Origin of the sequence: Thalassotalea marina (assembly GCF_014656435.1) — a bacterium.
GTDB classification, from domain to species: domain Bacteria; phylum Pseudomonadota; class Gammaproteobacteria; order Enterobacterales; family Alteromonadaceae; genus Thalassotalea_C; species Thalassotalea_C marina.
Map to the genome: position 1 here is coordinate 540,628 of NZ_BNCK01000001.1, position 20,824 is coordinate 561,451.

Here is a 20,824-nt window from a genome sequence, read left to right on the forward strand (position 1 = left end):
AAATAATTGACAGCGTTAATGTTTGCTCTTTAACCTACAGAAAAATATAGAAAAAATTCTTTGGCATAAATAATGCTTTATTCGGAATGTAATGTTAATTCGAGTAAAGTATTATGGTTGTTGCCGTTTCAAATCAATCTGTATCTGCACACTATCAACAAAAAGTATTTCCTTTTGTTGAGCAGCCGCTTGCAGTTAATCAAAACGCATTAGAAACTGAAGCTTACCCAGGTGAGCTCGCCTTGTTGAGGCAGCAATCAAGCCAATTAGAAAAGCTAATTGATGTTATGCCAACAGGCATGATCATGTTAGATGGTAACGGTATTGTGGTTAAAATTAATGCCATTGCCAGTAAACTTCTCGAAGAGCCTATTTTAGGGCATCCGTGGTTTGATGTGATTCGCCGTTCATTTAAGCCCCGCGCTGATGACTGGCATGAAGTTTCATTAAAAGACGGACGTCGCGTTAAGCTAGAAATTACCGCGTTAGTTGATCAACCGGGTCAGTTGATCATGATCACTGATTTAACTGAAACGCGATTATTGCAAGATAAACTAAGTCAAATGCAGCGTTTATCCTCTTTAGGCCAAATGGTGTCAAAATTAGCACACCAAGTGCGTACACCCCTTTCAGCAGCGATGTTGTATGGCGCCAACTTAAAGAATAAACAGCTTAAAACCGAAGAGCGAAACAAGTTTCAAGAAAAGTTAATGTCTCGTTTAGCGGATTTAGAGCAAACAGTAAATGATATGTTGTTGTTTTCTAAAAGTGGGCAGCAACAAGTTGTCGCACCTTTGTCTATCAACGAGCTTGTCAACGAATCGGTACAGTTACTTGAACCCTTAGTTGAAAAAGCAAATGCCCAAATTGCAATTCAACCATGTCCAGACGATTGCCATGTTTTAGGTAATAAAACGGCGCTAGCAGGTGCCATCCAAAACTTAGTACACAACAGTCTTGAGGTGATAAACACAGCTGCGCATATAGAAATTGCCTGTTATTGCAGTGATCAGCGTGTTTATATCAGTGTTCAAGACAATGGGCCAGGCATAGCTGCTGAACAAGCGAGTAAAATTTTTGAACCGTTTTATACTTCCAGATCACAAGGCACAGGTCTTGGCTTAGCGGTAGTAAAATCGGTTGCTAATGCGCATCAAGGCGAAGTTCACTTGATCAGTAAACCAGGCGAAGGCGCACATTTTGTTATTTCATTACCTATGCTGCCTATGGATGCAACGGAGCAAGTAGCGCAAAAAAATGGGGGAGAACTGCAATGAGCCAAAGTAAAATTTTAGTTGTTGAAGATGATGCGGGGTTACGTGAAGCACTCATCGATACTATTTCACTTGCAGGTTATCAGACGGTAGAAGCCGAATCAGGCGAACGTGCTTTATTACTGTTAAAAAATCATCAAATTGATCTTGTTGTCAGCGATGTTCATATGGATGGTATGAGTGGGTTAAATCTGCTAAAAAGCATCAAAAGCACACACCCTAACTTACCCGTTTTGATCATGACTGCCTATGGCACAATTGATGATGCGGTTCAAGCGATTAAAGACGGTGCCTGCAACTATATGGCAAAGCCCTTTGCGCCAGAAGTGCTACTGAATATGGTTAATCAGTATGTGCCACAAAAACGTGAATCAAATTTTGAACCTGTGGTTGAAGACAGCCAAAGTATTGCGTTATTAAAGTTGGCGCGTAAAGTTGCCTCAACAGATGCCTCTGTGATGGTGTTAGGGCCAAGTGGCTCAGGTAAAGAAGTACTTGCGCAGTATGTACATAATCACTCGGCACGTGCAGATCAGCCTTTTGTCGCCATTAATTGCGCCGCTATTCCCGAAAATATGTTAGAAGCAACCTTGTTTGGTTATGAAAAAGGTGCGTTTACTGGGGCAATTCAGGCTTGCCCAGGCAAATTTGAGCAAGCCCAAGGTGGCACTATTTTATTGGATGAGATCACCGAAATGGATCTTGGTTTACAAGCCAAGATATTGCGTGTTTTACAAGAGCGAGAAGTAGAACGTTTAGGTGGTAGAAAAACCATTAAACTTGATGTTCGCGTAATCGCAACCAGCAACCGTGATTTAAAAGAAGCGGTTTCAGAAGGTATCTTCCGTGAAGATTTATACTACCGCTTAAACGTATTTCCACTTAATTGGTTACCATTAGCACAGCGCAAAGATGACATAGTGCCCTTGGCTAAACATCTTGTTGCACGTATCTGTGATAAAGATGGACAAGCGATTCCTGAATTTACAGCCTCAGCTAGAAGTAAGCTTACTGCTTATCATTGGCCTGGCAATGTGCGAGAGCTTGATAATGTGGTGCAACGTGCTCTTATTCTGCATAGCGACGGTGTGATTGAATCATCTGATTTATTGATTGACGACTTCAACACTTCGCCAATTAGTGAAGTTGCATCATCTAAACCTAGTGAAGATAAGTTGGGCAACGAGCTGAAAATGCAAGAACACCAAATTATTTTAGATACACTGCAAGCCTGTCAGGGCAGTAGAAAAGCTGTGGCAGAGCAATTAGGGATCAGCCCGAGAACATTAAGATATAAAATCGCTCGTATGCGTGACTGTGGTATTCAAATACCAGCATAATTTCCTTCCTAGTTCTTTAAATCTTCACCAAAGTCGTCGCTTTGGTGAAGATTTATCTGTTTGAATAATATATACATTTCCTCTGCTTTTCTGGTTGGCATCAAGATTGCTTTAATCAGTGTTAGTTAACACTTTTTACAAAATTTTGACGCGAGAAAACACTATGGATATTAAAAGCAACTCCTTGTATGCCCAAATGCAAAGTATGCAGCTTGAAGCCATGGGTAATCGAATGACCACAAATAACAATGTAGAAGCTATTAGTGAAACTGCGAATACCTCGGGTAGCGACTTCGGCACATTGTTAAAAAACGCGGTCAACACGGTCAACGATTTACAAAAAGAAACGGGTGAATTACGTAACCGTTTTGAAATGGGCGATAGAAGTGTGTCGTTGTCAGATACTATGATTGCTTCTGCTAAATCGGGTATTGCTTTTGAAGCAACGGTGCAAGTACGAAACAAGTTTGTTGAAGCGTATAAAGAAATCATGAGTATGCCTGTTTAGGCAATTGTTCAGTATTAAGTGTATTACAGTAGTTTAGCGGAGAGTTACACGTGGCAGATTCATCAAATACAGCACTAGCAACTACCAATAGCGGCTCAGATCTAGTGGCGGCCGACGATAACTCGTCTGATATTGAAGAACAAAAATCTGGCTTTGCTGCGGCAATGGGTAATGTTGATGTCTTACGTCAAATTACTTTGATCATGGCATTAGCTATCTGTTTGGCGATAGCGGTGTTTGTTATTATGTGGGCAAACCAGCCTGAATATCGTTACTTAGCTAAACTTCCAACTGACCAACTTATTAAAACCATGGACTTTCTTGATGCCAATGGCGTTAAGGATTACAAACAAGAAAACAACACAATTTCTGTTCCTGCCGACCAATATCAAGACATAAAGTTGATGTTAGCCCGTGAAGGCCTAACCGAAGAGCCTCAAGCTGGCGACGAAATCATTATGCAAGATATGGGGTTTGGCGTAAGCCAACGATTAGAGCGTGAACGTTTAAAACACTCTCGTGAGAAACAACTGGCGAGAACTATCGAAGAGTTACAAACTGTTAGCCGTGCACGTGTACTACTCGCTATTCCTCGTGACAATGTTTTTGCTAAACGTGAAAAAAATCCTTCAGCTACAGTAGTGCTAACGTTACGTAAAGGCCGATTGCTATCAGAGGAAGAAGTAGATTCTATCGTTGATATTGTTGCTTCTGCTGTTCAAAACTTAGATCCAAACCGTGTAACGGTGACAGATCAAAATGGTCGACTGCTTAATTCTGGTTCACAAGATTCAATTTCTTCACGTTCACGCAAAGAATTTGAAATTGAACAAAAACGTGAAAAAGAATACTTAGACAAAATCGACAGCATTTTGATCCCAGTTGTTGGTTTAGGTAACTACACTGCGCAAGTTGACGTTACCATGGACTTTACCAACAGCGAAGAAACGCAGCGTCGTTATAATCCAGATTTACCTGCACTTCGAAGTGAAATGAAGGTGGAAGAAACATCAATTGGTGGAAGTGCAGGTGGCATTCCTGGGGCACTTACCAACCAACCGCCATTAGATTCTAACATTCCTGAAAATGCCACGGGTGCTAATGCGCAAAAATCGGTACCTAGTCGCAAACATTCAGAATCAACAAAGAATTTTGAATTAGATGAGTCTATCAGCTATACCAAGCAGCAAACAGGTGTGATTCGTCGCATTAGTGTTTCGGTAGCATTAGATTATTTAAACAAACCTAATGCTGAAGGGAAGGTCGAGCCAAGTCCTCGCAGTGTGGCAGAACTGGCCAATATCCGCCGCCTATTGCAAGGCAGTATCGGTTTTGATTTACAGCGTGGTGATGCGTTAGAAGTTGTTACTTTACCGTTTTCTCGCATGGAAATGGAAGAACCAGAAGCATTGCCATTTTACGAGCAAGCATGGTTTTTCAAAATGGCTAAACTTGGCGGTGGTGTTTTCATTATCATCGTACTTATTTTTGCTGTTGTTCGTCCAATGCTGAACCGTCTAATTAATCCAAATCAATCGCCGAACGATTATGGTGATAAATCACTTGATAGTCATGTAGACTTAGGTGATGAAACAATGGATATGCTAACTGCAGATTTTGATGCAGGTGCAGTAGGCTTTGCCGCTGATGGTAGTCTACAATTACCAGACCTGCATCGTGATGAAGATATTCTTAAAGCGGTGCGTGCTTTGGTTGCTAATGAGCCAGAGTTATCCTCTCAAGTAGTGAAAAGTTGGTTGATTGAAGATGAGTGATGAAACCCGAGAAATAGCACCTGTAAAAGGTGGATTTGACGTCGATAAACTTGAAGGCGCTGAAAAAGCGGCAATTTTGCTGCTAAGCCTTTCAGAAGAAGATGCCGCGCAAATATTAAAACATTTAGAGCCAAAACAAGTACAACAGGTAGGTACTGTGATGGCGGCAATGGAAGATTTTACTCAAGAAAAAATTACTGCTGTTCACAAACTTTTTATCAATGAAATCCAAAATTTCAGTACCATTGGTTTCCAAAGCGAAGAATTTGTTCGTAAAGCCTTAACCGCTGCATTGGGTGAAGATAAAGCCGGAAACTTAATTGACCAAATCGTCATGGGCGGTGGTGCAAAAGGTCTAGACTCTTTGAAGTGGATGGATTCAAAACAAGTGGCGAATATCATTCGCAATGAACATCCTCAGATTCAAACCATTGTTTTGTCTTACTTAGAGCCTGAACAGTCAGCTGAAATATTAAGTCAATTTGCAGAAAAAACGCGCCTTGATCTTATGATGCGTATTGCCAACCTTGAAGAAGTTCAACCAGCAGCATTGCAAGAACTTAACGAGATCATGGAGAAACAGTTTGCTGGTCAAGCGGGTGCACAAGCGGCGAAAATGGGCGGCTTAAAAGCAGCTGCCGATATTATGAACTACCTAGACACTAACATTGAAGGCATGTTGATGGATTCAATTCGTGAACATGACGAGGAAATGAGTCAACAAATTCAAGATCTTATGTTTGTGTTTGAAAACTTAGCTGACGTAGATGATCGTGGTATTCAAGCTATATTACGTGAAGTACAGCAAGACGCCTTAATGAAAGCCATCAAAGGTGCAGACGATGCACTGAAAGAGAAGATCATGTCGAATATGTCGAAACGTGCGGCAGAAATGATGGTTGATGATTTAGAAGCCATGGGACCTGTACGTATCAGTGAAGTTGAAGCGGCACAGAAAGAAATTCTTTCTATCGCTAGACGACTTTCTGACGCAGGCGAGATTATGCTTGGTGGCGCTGGTGGTGGCGACGAGTTCTTGTAATGAGGCATAATGCCCAGAAGTAACATCATGAAAAACTACTCTAAAACACCAATTCATAAAAAAGTCATTAAATCAGATGATGCTGACTCTAATGTATGGGCTTTACCTTCTGTTGAGCAGGAGGTTAATGAGTCTGAACAAGTGACTAATGCACTCAATAAAAAACCGACGTGGCGATATGAACCTCCTGAAGAGGCAGAGGAAGAAGTTGCGCCGTTAACTGCTGAAGATATTGAACAAATACGACAAGCCGCCTATGAAGAAGGCTTTAACCAAGGTAAAGAAGAAGGTTTTGCCACTGGGTTTGAACAAGGTCAAAAAGCAGGTCACGAAGAAGGTGTTAAAACAGGTCATGAGGAAGGCATAAATCAAGGGTTAGCAGAAGGACAAACGCAAGTAACGGCGTTGGCTGAGCAGTGGCAACAATTAGTTGATCAACTTCATCATCCATTAAAGGTGGTGGAAAACAATATTGAACAGCAGTTGATTCAACTAACGGTGCAATTAACTGAAGCCATTACGCATCATGAAGTTTCAGTAAATCATGATATTTTGTTATCAGCGATTAATGCTGGTATTAAGGCCTTGCCTAGCCAAGAAGCACAAACACATATTTTATTGCACCCTGACGATATCAAAGTAGTTGAACAGCAATTTTCAGCCGACGATATTCAGCAACAGGGCTGGCGGTTATTACCTGCACCACATTTAACTCCGGGAAGTTGTCAAATCGAAAACAGCACATCCAACATAGATTTATCGATGAAAACCCGTATTAAAGAAGTATTGGAATCTTTTTTGCAAGAAGCATTACATCAAAAATAAACCTTTAAAGTGTCAATTATTTGATGATTAATGTGCAGCGTCTCAATGAGCGGTTGTCTAACTGCCAACAATTTATTCATCGTCAGCCAATTTCTGTCGCCGGCCGTTTGGTTCGTGTGGTTGGCTTAACACTTGAAGCTGTTGGTGTAAAAGCACATGTAGGAAGCCAGTGTTTGGTTGAAACTGCTCAAGGCGATTTAATTGCCGAAGTGGTTGGCTTTTCCGGTGAAATAACATTCCTTATGCCAGAGCAAAGTTTACAGGGCGTTATGCCTGGTGCTCGAGTTGTGCCTTTGTCTACTAAAGTGCGTTTACCATTATCGATGGATTTGCTCGGCAGGGTTGTTGATGGCGTGGGTAAGCCACTCGATGGTAAAGGCCCGATCAAAGCCGACAAAGAACATACTTCAACAAACAAACCGATTAACCCACTTGCGCGACGAGCGATTACTGAACCATTAGATGTTGGTGTTCGCTCGATTAATAGCTTTTTAACTGTAGGCCAAGGCCAGCGGATGGGGCTTTTTGCTGGCTCTGGTGTTGGTAAAAGTGTATTGCTAGGCATGATGACACGAGGTACCACGGCTGACGTTATTGTCGTTGGTTTAGTTGGTGAACGTGGCCGAGAGGTTAAAGAATTTATTGAAGAGATCCTTGGTGAACAGGGGCGAGCGAGATCTGTCGTGGTTGCAGCTCCTGCCGATAATTCACCACTAATGCGATTAAAGGGCTGTGAAACCGCCGTTCAAATTGCTGAGTACTTTCGAGATCAAGGGCTAAATGTTTTATTACTGATTGATTCGATAACCCGATATGCTCAAGCCCAGCGTGAAATCGCCTTAGCTGTTGGTGAACCGCCGGCAACTAAAGGTTATCCACCATCAGTATTTTCAAAGCTACCTCAGTTGGTTGAACGTGCGGGTAACGGCGGTGATGGTCAAGGCGCAATAACAGCGTTTTTTACCGTATTAACTGAAGGTGATGATTTGCAAGACCCTATTGCTGATTCGGCTCGTGCGATATTAGATGGTCATATTGTTTTGTCACGCCAATTAGCTGACAGCGGGCATTTTCCTGCTGTTGATATTGAAGCGTCAATTTCACGGGTGATGCCAATGGTGACCAGTGAGGAACATCAAGACCTTGCACGTAATTTAAAGCAATTTTATTCACTTTATCAGCAAAACAAAGATCTTATCTCAATCGGTGCATACAGCAGAGGAACTGATCCTAGAATTGATCAGTCAATTCAATTATTACCAGTGATCAATTTCTTCTTACAGCAAAAAATGAATGAAGTCGTACCTTATGATCAAAGTTTGGCACAGTTACAAGAAATTACTGCTGCTGCACAAGCGCATGCACAGTCTCAGTCACAAGCCGCCGCCGGTGCAAGACAGCAATAATAGGAGTAAGTTGGCATGTCGATGAATCAAATAAACACCCTGCTTAAAGTCGAAAATGATAAAGAGCAGCAAGCAATTAAGGCGTTGCAGTTGGCGGAAAAAGACTACCAAGACAACCTGACACGTTTGGAAAGTGTTGGTCAGTTTCGCCTCGAATACATGAAGCGTTTATCACAACGTGCTCAATCAGGTATAGATAGCGCCACTTATCGTCATTTCCACGCATTTGTCGCCAAGCTCGATAATGCCGCAGAACAAGTGGAAATTGCTATTCGACAAGCAAAGTCCTTAGTTGAACAAAAAAAATTGCAATGGCAACAACAAAGGCAAAAAGTACAAGCGGTTGAAAAGCTGAAAGAAAAACAACTTGCTCTATTAGCGAGCAAAGCAGCTAAAGTTGAACAAGCAATGTTTGATGAAATTGCCACGCAACAGTTTATCAGACGCAAGCAAGCGCACTTGTAAACAATCTATTCGCTTATAGCATGAACCACAGGACATGCCGTTTTATTGGTACAACAATTGCTAACTTCTAAGGTTAGTTCAACTTTTAAGGCAAGGCTTAATCATGGCATTGATAAATACGCTTTCGATAGATATTTCTCAACCTTCTGAAAATAAAGAAGTAATTTCAAGTGGTAAAGCAAATGAATCTACAGGTGAAGGTAGCCAATTCTCTAGTTACATGGCATATGAACAGGGGAAAAATCAAGCAGAAAAGCGGCAAGGCAGCGGCAATGAGCAACAGCCGAACAAAGATAAAGCCATAGATGCCAAGACATCACCAGATGCCAGCTCAGCAGTTGATAAACTAGATAAAGCTGCAGTGACTACTGAGCAAACAGAAAAAAATACTAACCAATCAACGCCAGATGAAGAGCAGCCAATCGAAAGTATTGAATTTGATACTAGCGCTGATAACTTTGGCAATAAACGAGCGGAAGTGGCGATAAAATTACTTGATTTTATTAACGCTTCAGAAAGTACTTCTACAGATAAAGTTAACGCAAAACCACAAGAGTTTGCTACTCCTAGTGCGGTAATCAATGGTGAGTCTAAGCAGTTGGTACAAGAAGATGCACCAATATCTGATGAAACCGAAGTACAAGAGGCTAATGATACCGAGTTACAAGCAACAAAGCCACAACTGAAATCACAGATAACATCGGAAACGATCGTTGATGTCAGTAAATCTGCGCAAACTGTGAAAAGTGCAGCAGCAGAAGTCGCTGTAAATACACAATCAGAAGAACAACCATTAGATAATGTCGCCGCCGCTTCTACTGTTGAAGGTGAAGTGCAAATCGATGAGTTATTAACTTCAGGTGGTGGTAAAACTAGTGAGTCAGCAAAAAATGCTTTAGCGGCGTCAGCAAATCAATCAACTCAAATAAATAATGAAAATACCAACACAAGAGAAGCTGTACAATTAGAGCAAAATGCACCGGAAGATATCGCTTCGATTAGTTCGGTAGATAGTGAGTCAGTACTTACTGAAAACAAAAAGCAGCAAGACAGTATTTCTCCGGTTAAACCCAATATAGAACCTGTTATTACTGCAAAGCCAAACCCAAATGAACAAAGCTTACAAAATGAGACGGTAGAAGAGCAGGCACCTGATGCGGTGAACCAAGTGGTAAGCCCAGCTTCTGTAGTTAACGATAATACAGCAAAAGTGACTTCGGATAAGGCAGCAGAAGTCAGGGTGGTAAATCAGTCAACGAATTCAGTGGTTTCAACTGAACAACAAGGTAATCAACAGGCAAGCTCTGAACAAGAAAACACTGAACAGTCAATGAAACAGCAGCAAGATGTTTTAATAAAAGAACAAGTGCAAGTATCTGCTAAAACATCTTTTGCAGAACAAATTGTTGAAAGGAATACGCAAAATGCTCAACCTGTTACTGGTAGTGCCAATGCAGAGTTAGACGCCAAACTGCAAACGGCGCATGAGCGCGAGTTAGCGAGCATTCAAGCTGCTGCCCACCGTCCGAGTCACGAATCTTTGTCGACACAATCTGCTAAATCAGTACAAGCGATAATGCAGGAGACCATTGCAATTAATCGAAAAGATTTTAGTGTTGCTGTTAAAGAAAAGGTGATGGTGGCAATTAATCAAAAACTGAGACAATTGGAAATCAGACTTGATCCACCTGAACTTGGCAGTATGCAAGTTAAGTTAAATCTTCAAAATGAACAAGCCGCAGTTAATTTTGTGGTGCAATCACAACAAGCAAAAGAAGCGCTAGAGCAACACATGGGCAAATTAAAAGATATGCTAGCGCAAAGTGGTGTTGATGTGGGTGATGCTAATATTGAACAACGAGATAATCAAAATTCAGAGCAAGCATCGGCTCAAGGACAAAGTCGTTACAACGGTTCTGAAACTGACGATGAAATGAGTCAAACATTAGAGCAGGTAAATCCAAATTTGTATAAAGCTTCATCAACTGGTATTGATTACTACGCGTAATGTACAAAAGCAGTTGCGCATTCTGCAATCGAAGATATAGTTGCAGTATATAATTGGTATAACTGAAGTTATCGGATAAGGACCAGCCATGGCTGAAGATAATGACAAAGAGCTAGAACTAGATAATTCTGGCAAAAAGAAAAAAATGATGGTGATTATCATCGCCGTAGTTGCTGTGTTGGCAATTGGTGGCGGTGCAGCTTTTTTCTTTATGGGCGGTAGTGATGAGCCAAGTGCAGAGCAACTTGAAGCCGCTCTTGATTCTGGCGAAGCTGTAGAGGGTGAAGAAGGGCAACCAGCGGCAGACGCTGGTGCTAGCATGGGCTCTGCGCTTTATGTGCCAATGCCTCGTCCGTTTAGGTTTAATGTACCTGGCGCAAGTCGTGACCGATTTGTTGAAATTCGAGTACAGCTGTTAGTCAGAGGATCTGACAACGAAGAAGCAGCAAAAAAACACGTGCCTTTAATTGAAAGTACATTGTTAGCCGTGTTTTCACAGTCAAATGCCGACGATTTAGCAACAAGTGCAGGCAAAACGTCACTTAAGCAACAGTCTCTGGCAGAAGTACACAAAATCATGACGGATATTGAAGGACAAAAAGTAGTAGAACAAGTATTGTTTACTGGTTTTGTTATGCAATAACACAGACGATAAAGAGTATCCAAGGTGAGTGATTTATTATCACAAGACGAAATTGACGCGCTACTCCATGGCGTAGATGAGGTCGAAGAAGACGAAGCGGTCGAAGAGTATAAAAAATCCGAAGGTCATAGTGACTACGATTTTTCATCTCAAGACAGAATTGTTCGTGGCCGAATGCCAACATTGGAAATGGTCAACGAACGCTTTGCTCGTCACATGCGTATTAGTTTATTTAACATGATGCGTCGAACGGCGGAAGTGTCAATTAACGGTATACAAATGATAAAGTTTGGTGAATATGTTCACACTTTATTTGTACCGACCAGTTTAAACATGGTGAGGTTTAGACCACTAAAAGGTACTGGCCTTATTACCATGGAAGCTAGGCTCGTCTTTATTTTGGTGGATAACTTTTTTGGTGGTGATGGTCGTTACCACGCAAAAATTGAAGGGCGCGAGTTCACGCCAACAGAACGCCGTATCATCCAAATGTTACTCAAGCTAATTTTTGAAGATTATAAAGAAGCTTGGTCACCAGTTATGGATGTTTCTTTTGAATACTTGGACTCAGAAGTAAACCCTTCAATGGCAAACATTGTTAGCCCAACGGAAGTGGTTGTCATCAGTTCATTTCACATAGAACTTGATGGCGGTGGTGGCGATTTTCATGTTGCTTTACCGTATTCGATGCTTGAGCCAATCCGTGAATTATTAGATGCCGGTGTGCAAAGTGATAAAGAAGACACCGACATGCGCTGGTCAAAAGCATTGCGCGATGAAATCATGGATGTACCGGTTGAACTTTCAACCAAATTCTTAGAAGTGGATTTACCGCTATCAAAGATTATGGAGCTTGAAGCAGGCGATATTATTCCGATTGAAATGCCTGAGCACATCACCGTATTAATTGAAGACCTACCGACTTTTAGAGCGAAGTTAGGTAAGAGTAGGGACAACGTTGCCTTACAAATTGAAGAGAAGATTAAACGACCTGAATCGGTTAAAAATGAACTGACCATTTTAACCAAAGGTGGTAAACGATTAGATAGTGATGCTGAATTGCACCTACTAGAAGATGATTTAGAGTATTAATAAGGCGAAATCATGAGTGATGATAATGAAGATCTGAGCATGTGGGACGAAGCGATGGATGAGCAGGCGGAAGCTGAAGCCAGCGATGCGCTTGAAGCTCAAGCTGTCGAACTCGATGAACTACAACAGGATGCGCCGTTAACTGGCGAAGAAAAGCGTAAATTAGACACCATTTTAGACATTCCTGTCACTATTTCCATGGAAGTAGGGCGTAGTCAAATCAGCATCAGAAACTTACTACAACTTAACCAAGGCTCTGTTGTGGAACTAGATCGTGTCGCAGGTGAAGCTTTGGATGTGTTAGTTAATGGGACTTTAATAGCACATGGCGAAGTGGTTGTTGTTAATGATAAATTTGGTATCCGTTTAACTGATGTAATAAGCCAAGTTGAACGAATTAAAAAGCTTAAATAAATGAATACTATAAATCGCATCGTATTTACAATGTTATTTAGCTTACCGTTGACTGTTGTTGCTGAGCAAACTTCGGTTGAAGTAGGAAAACATGCTAATGTAAACCTCGATGCGACAACCATGATACTATCGCTTTTACTCGTCTTGTTATTGATTGTTGCAAGTGCTTGGCTGTTAAAAAAGTTTAATATGGTCACAACACAAACTTCGAAGATGAAAGTTGTTGCAACTTTACCTTTGGGGACAAAGGAAAAGGTCATGGTTGTACAAGTTGGCGATGAGCAACTCTTATTAGGGGTGAGTGGCCAACAAGTAAATCTACTAAAAACTTTAGATAAACCAATTTCCCAAGTAAATGACGTCAACTTGTCATTTCAACCAATATTTAAACAAAAACAACAAAAGTCCGAGTAAGGGTATGCAACATAATCGAAGGTCAATACAGAAACAGTTTCAATGGCTTTTTAATGGTAAAATGCTGTGGTTAATGTTGCTAGCAAGTTTGTCGTTATTTACTGGCCATGCGTTTGCTGAACAAGAACTTTCATTACCTGCAGTCACTTTATCAACAAACCCTGATGGCAGTCAGGAATACTCTGTCACTCTACAAGTATTAATTTTTATGACGGCTCTGGGGTTTATCCCTGCGGCTATCATTATGATGACCTCATTCACCCGTATTGTGGTGATTATGGCGATTTTACGACAAGCTTTTGGTTTGCAACAAACGCCGTCAAATCAAGTTATTATTGGTTTAACTTTGTTTTTAACCATGTTTATCATGACGCCGGTATACCATCAGATTAACGATACAGCTATCCAACCTTATATCGCAGAACAAAAAACCTCTATGGAAGCGCTAGATGCAGCAAAAGTGCCTATTCGTGCGTTTATGTTAGAGCAAACACGGTTAAAGGATTTAGATACGCTGGCACAAATGGCTGGTATTACTCAAGTCGATAAACCAACTGATTTACCTATGACAGTTATTATTCCTGCATTTATTATCAGTGAGCTAAAAACAGCGTTTCAGATTGGCTTTATGCTTTTTATCCCATTTTTAATCATAGATCTTGTTGTCGCCAGTATTTTGATGGCAATGGGTATGATGATGTTGTCACCAATGATAGTGTCGTTGCCATTTAAATTGATGTTGTTTGTCTTAGTCGATGGCTGGAATTTAGTGATAGGAACAATTGCCACGAGTTATGGCATGGGAGTCACCTAATGAGTCCAGAGGTTTTTGTTGATATTCTAAGAGATGCACTTTTTCTGGTCATTCTTTTGGTCAGTGCGGTCATTGTGCCGAGCCTAATTGTGGGTTTAATTGTTGCAGTGTTTCAAGCCGCAACTTCTATCAATGAGCAAACTTTAAGTTTCTTACCTCGATTAATCGTTACATTATTAGCGCTAATTTTTGGTGCGCACTGGTTAGTACAAAAGTTGATGGATTACACCATTAGGCTTGTCAGTTCGATTCCTTCGGTTATTGCATAAGAGCTTATCGTGGAATTTACAGAAACCGTCGTCAACCAATTTATGGCAGACTTTCTGTTGCCACTTTCTCGCGTTTCTGCACTTATCATGTCAATGATTGCTCTTGGCGCAAAGTCAGTGCCTGGTCGTATCAAACTATTTTTATCACTCGCGATAACAGTTGCCATTATGCCTGCAATTCCACCTGCGAAAGTTGATAGTTTATTTTCTCTTACTACAGTCTTATTAGTAGCAGAGCAAACAATTATCGGCGTAATGTTAGGCTTAGTGACCATGATGGTGGTTAATACCTTTACCATGGCTGGTCAGATAATCGCTATGCAAACAGGTCTTGGGTTTGCTTCAATGGTTGATCCCGCAACAGGAATGAATGTACCAGCAGTAGGACAATTTTTCTTAATTCTGTCTACGCTTTTATTTTGGGTGATGGATGGTCATCTTGCGTATCTACAATTTATTACAGCAAGTTTTCACACATTGCCCATTCCTATGACTGACTTTGATGCAACCAAGTTCAAAGAGATTGTGGAATGGGCCAGTTGGATGTTTGCTACTGCTTTATCCCTTTCAATTGCACCACTGACTGCGATGTTATTGATTAACTTTTCTTTTGGTATCATGACGCGTGCAGCCCCTCAGTTAAATATTTTTGCTATTGGCTTTCCTATTACCATGTGTGCAGGTTTACTTATAATGTGGCTTACCATGGGGAATTTTTTAACTCACTTTGAACTTCAATGGCAACGTGCCATCGACTTTAGCTGTTACCTTATTGATTGTGAGGTTCGTTAGATGGCTGAAAATGACACGGGTGAAAAAACCGAACAACCCACGGCCAAAAAGTTAGCTGATGCGAAAAAGAAAGGTCAAATTGCCCGTTCAAAAGATTTAGGCACCATGTTTGTTTTAGTCGGTAGTGCTGTTGCATTATTACTGACTGGTCATTCGCTTGTTGAACGGATGAGTTTGATGACAAAACGCATATTTAGCTTAACACGCGAAGAGGCCATGGATGTACATTTGCTTTTTAAAATAGTGAGCGATTCCGCTTGGAATATTGCGGTACCATTAGGTTGGATGTTTGCCATTATCGTTTTAGCTGCATTTGTAGGTAACACCCTAATTGGTGGCATGAACTTTTCGTTGGAAGCTATGGCACCTAAAGCCAGTAAATTATCCCCTATTGCAGGCTTTAAACGAATGTTTGGTGTCAAGGCTTGGGTAGAACTCCTTAAGTCGTTATTGAAATTCTTTGTGGTAGTTTTGAGTGCTTATCTTTTGTTGGTATTTTTATTTGACGAAATTATGGCGCTTAGCATTGAGGCAATACCTAAGAATTTTGGTCATTCGGTGGAAATGTTGCTTTGGATGTTTCTAGCATTAAGTATGTCTCTTGTAGTCATTGTTGCCGTTGATGCACCCTATCAAAAGTGGGATCACATCCGCCAATTAAAAATGACCAAACAGGAAGTTAAAGATGAGTTAAAAAACTCGGAAGGAAGCCCTGAAAACAAAGGCCGAATACGTCGCACGCAATATGAAATGTCGCAACGACGCATGATGTCAGAAGTGCCTAACTCAGATGTGGTTATCACCAACCCAACACATTATTCTGTTGCGATTAAATATGATGCTGCTATTGGCGGTGCGCCGGTGGTAGTTGCCAAGGGCATAGATGAAATGGCAATACATATTCGTACTATTGCCAAAGAGCATGGGGTAGAAATCATCGCGTCGCCATCGCTGGCTCGCTCTTTGTATTATACCTCGGAAGTGGATGAGGAAATCCCAGAGGAGCTATTTGCTGCTGTTGCCCAAGTGCTGGCATTTATTTATCAACTTAATGAATTTAAAAAAGGAAAGGGTGGTAGACCAGTACCACTTGCTAAAAAACTTCCCATTCCAGACGACTTCAGGTACTAGAAAAATTTTACTCCTGGAAAAGCTAATAAACTAAATTGGTCTATTTATTGCAAAATCGTGGTATGCGTCAAATTTTCAACGTGATGATTAAATGCAATTTGCAGCACATTTCAATCAATTAAAACAGAAAAAATTCAGTAACCTTTCTGGGATCGGTACACCATTACTGGTCATGGCAGCACTGGGTATGGTTATTTTACCTATGCCAGCTATGTTGCTCGATATCTTGTTTTCGTTCAATATCGCCTTATCGTTAGTTGTACTTCTTATAACTGTTTATACGCTTAAGCCATTAGAGTTTGGCTCATTTCCCGCGGTATTGTTAATTGCGACAATTTTACGACTTGCGCTAAACGTTGCCAGTACACGTGTAGTACTGCTTGAAGGTCACGAAGGGCCAGACGCCGCAGGTAAAGTGATAGAAGCTTTTGGCTCTGTAGTTATCGGTGGTAACTACGCCGTTGGTCTTGTTGTTTTCCTCATTTTGATCATTATTAACTTTGTAGTTGTCACTAAAGGTGCGGGGCGCATCTCAGAAGTTACCGCACGTTTTACTCTTGATGCGATGCCTGGTAAACAAATGGCGATTGATGCCGATTTAAATGCTGGATTTATCAATGCAGAAGAAGCACGTGAGCGTCGAAAAGAAGTTACCAGTGAAGCAGATTTTTATGGTTCGATGGACGGTGCCAGTAAATTTGTAAAAGGCGATGCTATTGCCGGTATTTTGATTTTATTTATCAATATTATTGGTGGTTTAGTCATTGGCATGGTGCAACATGACTTAGCTTTTAGTAATGCTGTTGAAATTTATACATTATTAACAATTGGTGATGGCTTAGTCGCTCAAATTCCAGGTCTATTACTTTCAGTTGCGACCGCTATTGTGGTAACTCGCCAAAACACCAGTGAAGATATGGGTGCTCAAGTTAGCACTCAATTAGGTCAAGAAAAGTCCTTATATATTGCCGCTGCTGTAATGTTCATCATGGGCATAGTCCCAGGTATGCCACACCTTGCATTTTTAAGCTTTGCAGTATTAATTGCTGGCAGTGCTTATATGGGCAGTCGTTATAAAAAAGCAAAAGCGATAGAAGACGCTAAAAACCAAGAACAACAAAAAGTTGAAACGGCTCAGCGTACTGATGAAGTTAAAGAACTTGATTGGGACGACGTGAACCACGTAGATATCGTTGGTTTAGAAATTGGCTATCGTTTAATTCCGCTAGTGGATAAAGGCCAAGGCGGTGAACTGTTAAACCGAATTAAAGGCGTTCGTAAAAAGTTATCGCAAGAATTTGGCTTTTTAGTACCAGCAGTTCATATTAGAGATAACTTAGATTTAGACCCTAATTCATATCAAATATCTTTAATGGGCGTTACTGTTGGCGAAGCGGAAATTCGTCATGATCATGACTTGGCAATTAACCCTGGCCAAGTTTATGGCAAACTTGACGGTGTTGCCACTAAAGACCCTGCCTTTGGATTAGACGCCGTTTGGATCAATCAATCACAACGCGAACAAGCACAATCGTTAGGTTATACCGTTGTTGATGCGGCGACAGTGCTTGCAACACATCTAAGTCAAGTACTGACCAATAACGCTTCGCAGTTGTTAGGACATGAAGAAGTACAAAATCTATTAGATATTTTAGCGAAAAATTATCCTAAGTTAGTTGAAGGGTTAATTCCTGAAACTTTAACACTAGGCACTGTGGTTAAAGTATTGCAAAACCTAATGAACGAAGGTGTTGCAGTACGTGATATGCGTAGCATTGTACAAACCTTGGTGGAATATGGACCTAAGAGCCAAGATGCTGAAATATTAACCGCCGCTGTACGTATCACTTTGAAGAAATTTATCATTCAAGACCTTGTTGGTTCTAGCGCAGAAATACCCGTCATAACTTTGTCGCCAGAGTTGGAACAAATGTTGCACCAGTCAATGCAAATGGCCGGTGATGATGGCGCAGGAATTGAACCAGGTTTAGCAGAAAGACTACAAACATCACTTAACGAAGGGGCTCAACAACAAGAAATGGCAGGCGAAACCCCCATATTGTTGACTTCAGGAATGTTAAGAACTGTACTTGCTAAATTTGTTAAATACACAATTCCAGGATTGAGAGTGATTTCCTATCAGGAAATTCCAGACGACAAACAAATAAAAATCGTCAGCTCAATTGGACAGTAACACCATCACATCGTAGAAATAGATATTTGATTGACAGCCGTTATGCATTCGGTAAGGGGTTCAAGTGAAAATTAGACGATTTGTTGCAAAAGATATGAGAACTGCATTAGAACAGATTAAGCACGAGTTAGGTGCGGATGCCGTTATCATGTCGAACAAAAAAATCCCTGAAGGTGTCGAACTAATGGCGGCTGTAGACTATAACCAACAAGTACCAGAAGCAGCACCTGAAAACCCAACAGTATCAAACAAAGGTGAGCGAGAACTAGATAGTGATCGCGTAACTTTAGGGAGTTCAAGCGACTCTCCTCAGCTTAGTCCATCGATGAGGCAACAAACGGCGATACCTACTAGTGCGGCAGAGCCTGAAAACCTAGCAGCATTTTTACAGCAGCAAAAAATCAGACGTGAGCAAGGTAGCCAAAGCGCGCCAGTAGAAAAACCTTCAAATATCGAACAGCAGTTAAAAGATTTCACGGACCGCCTCGAACAAGGTATGCATAGTCAACAACCTGCTAATATTGAGACTGTTCCAACCCAAGTTGCAGATAATGAGCAAGAACAATTTGAGCACGCTGTTTCGCAACGACCTGCTTCAATGATGAGCAATAGTGAAGAAATGGAACAAATGCGCCGTGAAATGTCGTCAATCCGTCAATTACTTGAACACCAAATTTCAGGTTTAATGTGGCAAGACATGGCGCAAAAAGACCCTGCCAAGGCATTAATGGTAAATCGTTTAATGAAAATGGGGTTAAACGAAGAAGTCGCTGACCAAGTGGCTAGCTATTTACCTCGTTACCAAAGTGAAGAAGAAGCATGGGATCAAGCCAAGAAATTAATTGCTAGCCAGCTTAATACCACCAACAATGAAATTATTCATCGTGGTGGTGTCGTATCACTTGTCGGCCCTACAGGGGTTGGTAAAACAACTACAGTGGCTAAATTAGCAGCACGTTTTGCGCAAATTCATGGCCCAGATCAAGTTGCATTGATTTCTACTGACACATATCGCATTGGGGGCTTTGAGCAATTAACAACTTATGGCAGAATCATCGGTTGTCAGGTCAAACAGGCAAAAGATGCTGAAAGCTTAGATGCGTTATTGCAGCAATTTTCTTCAAAAAAACTGGTATTGATCGACACTGCAGGCATGGGACAAAGAGACATGCGGTTAACTGAGCACTTAACTACCTTGTTTGGTCAGTCTCGTGTTAGAATCCGCAACTATCTTGTCCTTTCTGCCAATACTCAACAACGCGTGATGCAAGAAAATGTAGATCGCTTTAAAAAGATACCACTAGCAGGATGCATTTATACTAAACTTGATGAGAGTCTTAGTGTTGGAGAATTGATTGCAACATCGATTCAAAATGGTTTAGCTATAGGGTATCTTACTGACGGACAAAGAGTTCCTGAAGATATAAAAGTTGCAAATGCTGAAAAGTTAGTTACGCTTGCAGATAAACTTGCAACAAGAGTAAATCACCAAGATATGTGGCGCCCTATGCCCACATCTTTTGCTGCGGGCATGTGAAGAAGTATTATCATATAGTTAGAGTAGAGTGAATGTTAGATCAGGCGAGTGGCTTACGAAGAATGCAACCAAAAAATCAAATCAAAGTCATAGCGGTTTCTGGTGGAAAAGGCGGAGTTGGAAAAACAAATGTTTCACTCAATACCTCCATTGCTTTAGCCCAACTGGGTAAAAGAGTCCTAGTGTTAGATGCTGACTTAGGATTGGCAAATGTTGATGTCATGCTAGGCTTACGTGTACAACGCAACTTGTCTCACGTAATGTCAGGTGAGTGTGAGTTGGACGATATCATTATTGAAGGCCCAGCTGGCATTAAAATCATTCCGGCTACGTCAGGCACGCAGTCAATGGTTGATTTAACTCCGTCGGAACACGCTGGCTTAATCCGCGCGTTTAGCGATATGCAAACTCAGTTTGACGTGTTAATTGTTGATACCGCTGCTGGTATCTCTGATATGGTATTAAGTTTTGCTCGTGCAGCACAAGACGTTATGTTAGTGGTGTGTGACGAACCTACATCAATTACTGACTGTTATGCGTTAATGAAGCTATTAAGTCGCGATCACGAAGTGTTTAAATTTAAAGTTGTAGCGAATATGGTGCGCAGCCCCAAAGAGGGCCAAGTGCTGTTTAGTAAACTAGCGAAAGTTTCAGACAGGTTTTTAGACGTTGCACTCGATCTTGTTGGTGTGATCCCCTACGATGAAAATATTCGTAAAGCGGTAAGAAAACAACAGGCCATTGTTGAAGCATTTCCAGATTCACCTGCTTCTAGAGCTTTTAAAGCCCTTGCCCAAAAAGTAATAAAGTGGCCAATACCTAATCAAGCTTCTGGGCACTTAGAGTTTTTTATAGAACAACTAATCGATAACTAAATACGA

Annotated in this window: 20 protein-coding genes; all 20 read left to right on the top strand. The window is 41.1% G+C overall.

Annotation, left to right across the window (positions count from 1 at the left end):
• Positions 1-113: 113 nt before the first annotated feature.
• The 20 genes from IE199_RS02425 to IE199_RS02520 all read left to right on the top strand — a co-directional run bounded on the left by IE199_RS02425 (position 114) and on the right by IE199_RS02520 (position 20,818).
• Positions 114-1,277, top strand: a complete 1,164-nt coding sequence (locus IE199_RS02425) for a sensor histidine kinase (protein ID WP_189767113.1) — start codon at positions 114-116, stop codon at positions 1,275-1,277.
• The gene (locus tag IE199_RS02430) at positions 1,274-2,614 is read left to right on the top strand and encodes a sigma-54-dependent transcriptional regulator (RefSeq protein ID WP_189767114.1); all 1,341 of its coding nucleotides are present in this window, start codon (positions 1,274-1,276) and stop codon (positions 2,612-2,614) included. The genes IE199_RS02425 and IE199_RS02430 overlap by 4 nt, the downstream gene beginning before the upstream one ends.
• Positions 2,615-2,777: 163 nt before the next feature.
• Positions 2,778-3,122, top strand: coding sequence for a flagellar hook-basal body complex protein FliE (fliE, locus tag IE199_RS02435; protein WP_189767115.1), 345 nt, complete (start codon positions 2,778-2,780; stop codon positions 3,120-3,122).
• Positions 3,123-3,172: 50 nt separating this feature from the next.
• Entirely contained in the window at positions 3,173-4,897 is a 1,725-nt protein-coding gene (gene fliF, locus IE199_RS02440) for a flagellar basal-body MS-ring/collar protein FliF (protein WP_189767116.1), read from the top strand.
• Entirely contained in the window at positions 4,890-5,939 is a 1,050-nt protein-coding gene (fliG, locus tag IE199_RS02445) for a flagellar motor switch protein FliG (RefSeq protein ID WP_189767117.1), read from the top strand. Before fliF ends, fliG begins: the two co-directional genes overlap by 8 nt.
• Positions 5,940-5,966: 27 nt before the next feature.
• Positions 5,967-6,764, top strand: coding sequence for a flagellar assembly protein FliH (gene fliH / locus IE199_RS02450; RefSeq protein ID WP_189767118.1), 798 nt, complete (start codon positions 5,967-5,969; stop codon positions 6,762-6,764).
• A 23-nt stretch (positions 6,765-6,787) separates the two neighbouring features.
• Positions 6,788-8,170: a flagellar protein export ATPase FliI gene (fliI, locus tag IE199_RS02455; RefSeq protein WP_189767119.1), complete on the top strand. Its 1,383-nt coding sequence runs from the start codon at positions 6,788-6,790 to the stop codon at positions 8,168-8,170.
• A 15-nt stretch (positions 8,171-8,185) separates the two neighbouring features.
• Positions 8,186-8,635, top strand: coding sequence for a flagellar export protein FliJ (gene fliJ / locus IE199_RS02460; RefSeq protein WP_189767120.1), 450 nt, complete (start codon positions 8,186-8,188; stop codon positions 8,633-8,635).
• Positions 8,636-8,738: 103 nt separating this feature from the next.
• On the top strand, positions 8,739-10,643 hold the full coding sequence (locus tag IE199_RS02465) for a flagellar hook-length control protein FliK (protein ID WP_189767121.1): 1,905 nt from the start codon (positions 8,739-8,741) through the stop codon (positions 10,641-10,643).
• An 88-nt stretch (positions 10,644-10,731) separates the two neighbouring features.
• Entirely contained in the window at positions 10,732-11,286 is a 555-nt protein-coding gene (gene fliL, locus IE199_RS02470; RefSeq protein ID WP_189767122.1) for a flagellar basal body-associated protein FliL, read from the top strand.
• Between the two features lie 24 nt (positions 11,287-11,310).
• The gene (gene fliM / locus IE199_RS02475) at positions 11,311-12,378 is read left to right on the top strand and encodes a flagellar motor switch protein FliM (protein WP_189767123.1); all 1,068 of its coding nucleotides are present in this window, start codon (positions 11,311-11,313) and stop codon (positions 12,376-12,378) included.
• A 12-nt stretch (positions 12,379-12,390) separates the two neighbouring features.
• On the top strand, positions 12,391-12,792 hold the full coding sequence (fliN, locus tag IE199_RS02480) for a flagellar motor switch protein FliN (protein WP_189767124.1): 402 nt from the start codon (positions 12,391-12,393) through the stop codon (positions 12,790-12,792).
• Complete coding sequence (fliO, locus tag IE199_RS02485) at positions 12,793-13,206, top strand: flagellar biosynthetic protein FliO (protein WP_189767125.1); 414 nt, start codon at positions 12,793-12,795, stop codon at positions 13,204-13,206.
• A gap of 73 nt (positions 13,207-13,279) precedes the next feature.
• The gene (gene fliP, locus IE199_RS02490; protein ID WP_373304754.1) at positions 13,280-14,020 is read left to right on the top strand and encodes a flagellar type III secretion system pore protein FliP; all 741 of its coding nucleotides are present in this window, start codon (positions 13,280-13,282) and stop codon (positions 14,018-14,020) included.
• Positions 14,020-14,289 carry a flagellar biosynthesis protein FliQ gene (fliQ, locus tag IE199_RS02495; RefSeq protein ID WP_189767126.1) on the top strand — a complete coding sequence of 90 codons (270 nt, stop codon included), beginning with the start codon at positions 14,020-14,022 and terminating at the stop codon, positions 14,287-14,289. Before fliP ends, fliQ begins: the two co-directional genes overlap by 1 nt.
• 9 nt (positions 14,290-14,298) lie before the next feature.
• On the top strand, positions 14,299-15,081 hold the full coding sequence (gene fliR, locus IE199_RS02500; RefSeq protein WP_189767127.1) for a flagellar biosynthetic protein FliR: 783 nt from the start codon (positions 14,299-14,301) through the stop codon (positions 15,079-15,081).
• A complete protein-coding gene (gene flhB, locus IE199_RS02505) occupies positions 15,082-16,212 on the top strand; it encodes a flagellar biosynthesis protein FlhB (protein WP_189767128.1) in 1,131 nt (376 codons plus the stop codon).
• Between the two features lie 91 nt (positions 16,213-16,303).
• Positions 16,304-18,406: a flagellar biosynthesis protein FlhA gene (gene flhA, locus IE199_RS02510; protein ID WP_189767129.1), complete on the top strand. Its 2,103-nt coding sequence runs from the start codon at positions 16,304-16,306 to the stop codon at positions 18,404-18,406.
• Between the two features lie 64 nt (positions 18,407-18,470).
• Positions 18,471-19,943 (top strand): flagellar biosynthesis GTPase FlhF, encoded by a 1,473-nt coding sequence (gene flhF, locus IE199_RS02515; RefSeq protein WP_189767130.1) that lies wholly within the window; start codon positions 18,471-18,473, stop codon positions 19,941-19,943.
• A 32-nt stretch (positions 19,944-19,975) separates the two neighbouring features.
• On the top strand, positions 19,976-20,818 hold the full coding sequence (locus tag IE199_RS02520; RefSeq protein ID WP_189767131.1) for a MinD/ParA family protein: 843 nt from the start codon (positions 19,976-19,978) through the stop codon (positions 20,816-20,818).
• Positions 20,819-20,824: the final 6 nt, after the last annotated feature.

Excerpts from the sequence above, each read along its gene's own strand:
- fliI (WP_189767119.1), top strand. The coding sequence starts at position 6,788 with ATGATTAATGTGCAGCGTCTCAATGAGCGGTTGTCTAACTGCCAACAA.
- flhB (WP_189767128.1), top strand. The coding sequence starts at position 15,082 with ATGGCTGAAAATGACACGGGTGAAAAAACCGAACAACCCACGGCCAAA.
- fliG (WP_189767117.1), top strand. The coding sequence starts at position 4,890 with ATGAGTGATGAAACCCGAGAAATAGCACCTGTAAAAGGTGGATTTGAC.
- fliO (WP_189767125.1), top strand. The coding sequence starts at position 12,793 with ATGAATACTATAAATCGCATCGTATTTACAATGTTATTTAGCTTACCG.
- fliP (WP_373304754.1), top strand. The coding sequence starts at position 13,280 with ATGTTGCTAGCAAGTTTGTCGTTATTTACTGGCCATGCGTTTGCTGAA.
- IE199_RS02425 (WP_189767113.1), top strand. The coding sequence starts at position 114 with ATGGTTGTTGCCGTTTCAAATCAATCTGTATCTGCACACTATCAACAA.
- IE199_RS02520 (WP_189767131.1), top strand. The coding sequence starts at position 19,976 with ATGTTAGATCAGGCGAGTGGCTTACGAAGAATGCAACCAAAAAATCAA.
- fliN (WP_189767124.1), top strand. The coding sequence starts at position 12,391 with ATGAGTGATGATAATGAAGATCTGAGCATGTGGGACGAAGCGATGGAT.
- IE199_RS02465 (WP_189767121.1), top strand. The coding sequence starts at position 8,739 with ATGGCATTGATAAATACGCTTTCGATAGATATTTCTCAACCTTCTGAA.
- fliJ (WP_189767120.1), top strand. The coding sequence starts at position 8,186 with ATGTCGATGAATCAAATAAACACCCTGCTTAAAGTCGAAAATGATAAA.
- fliL (WP_189767122.1), top strand. The coding sequence starts at position 10,732 with ATGGCTGAAGATAATGACAAAGAGCTAGAACTAGATAATTCTGGCAAA.
- fliH (WP_189767118.1), top strand. The coding sequence starts at position 5,967 with ATGAAAAACTACTCTAAAACACCAATTCATAAAAAAGTCATTAAATCA.
- flhA (WP_189767129.1), top strand. The coding sequence starts at position 16,304 with ATGCAATTTGCAGCACATTTCAATCAATTAAAACAGAAAAAATTCAGT.
- IE199_RS02430 (WP_189767114.1), top strand. The coding sequence starts at position 1,274 with ATGAGCCAAAGTAAAATTTTAGTTGTTGAAGATGATGCGGGGTTACGT.
- fliQ (WP_189767126.1), top strand. The coding sequence starts at position 14,020 with ATGAGTCCAGAGGTTTTTGTTGATATTCTAAGAGATGCACTTTTTCTG.
- fliE (WP_189767115.1), top strand. The coding sequence starts at position 2,778 with ATGGATATTAAAAGCAACTCCTTGTATGCCCAAATGCAAAGTATGCAG.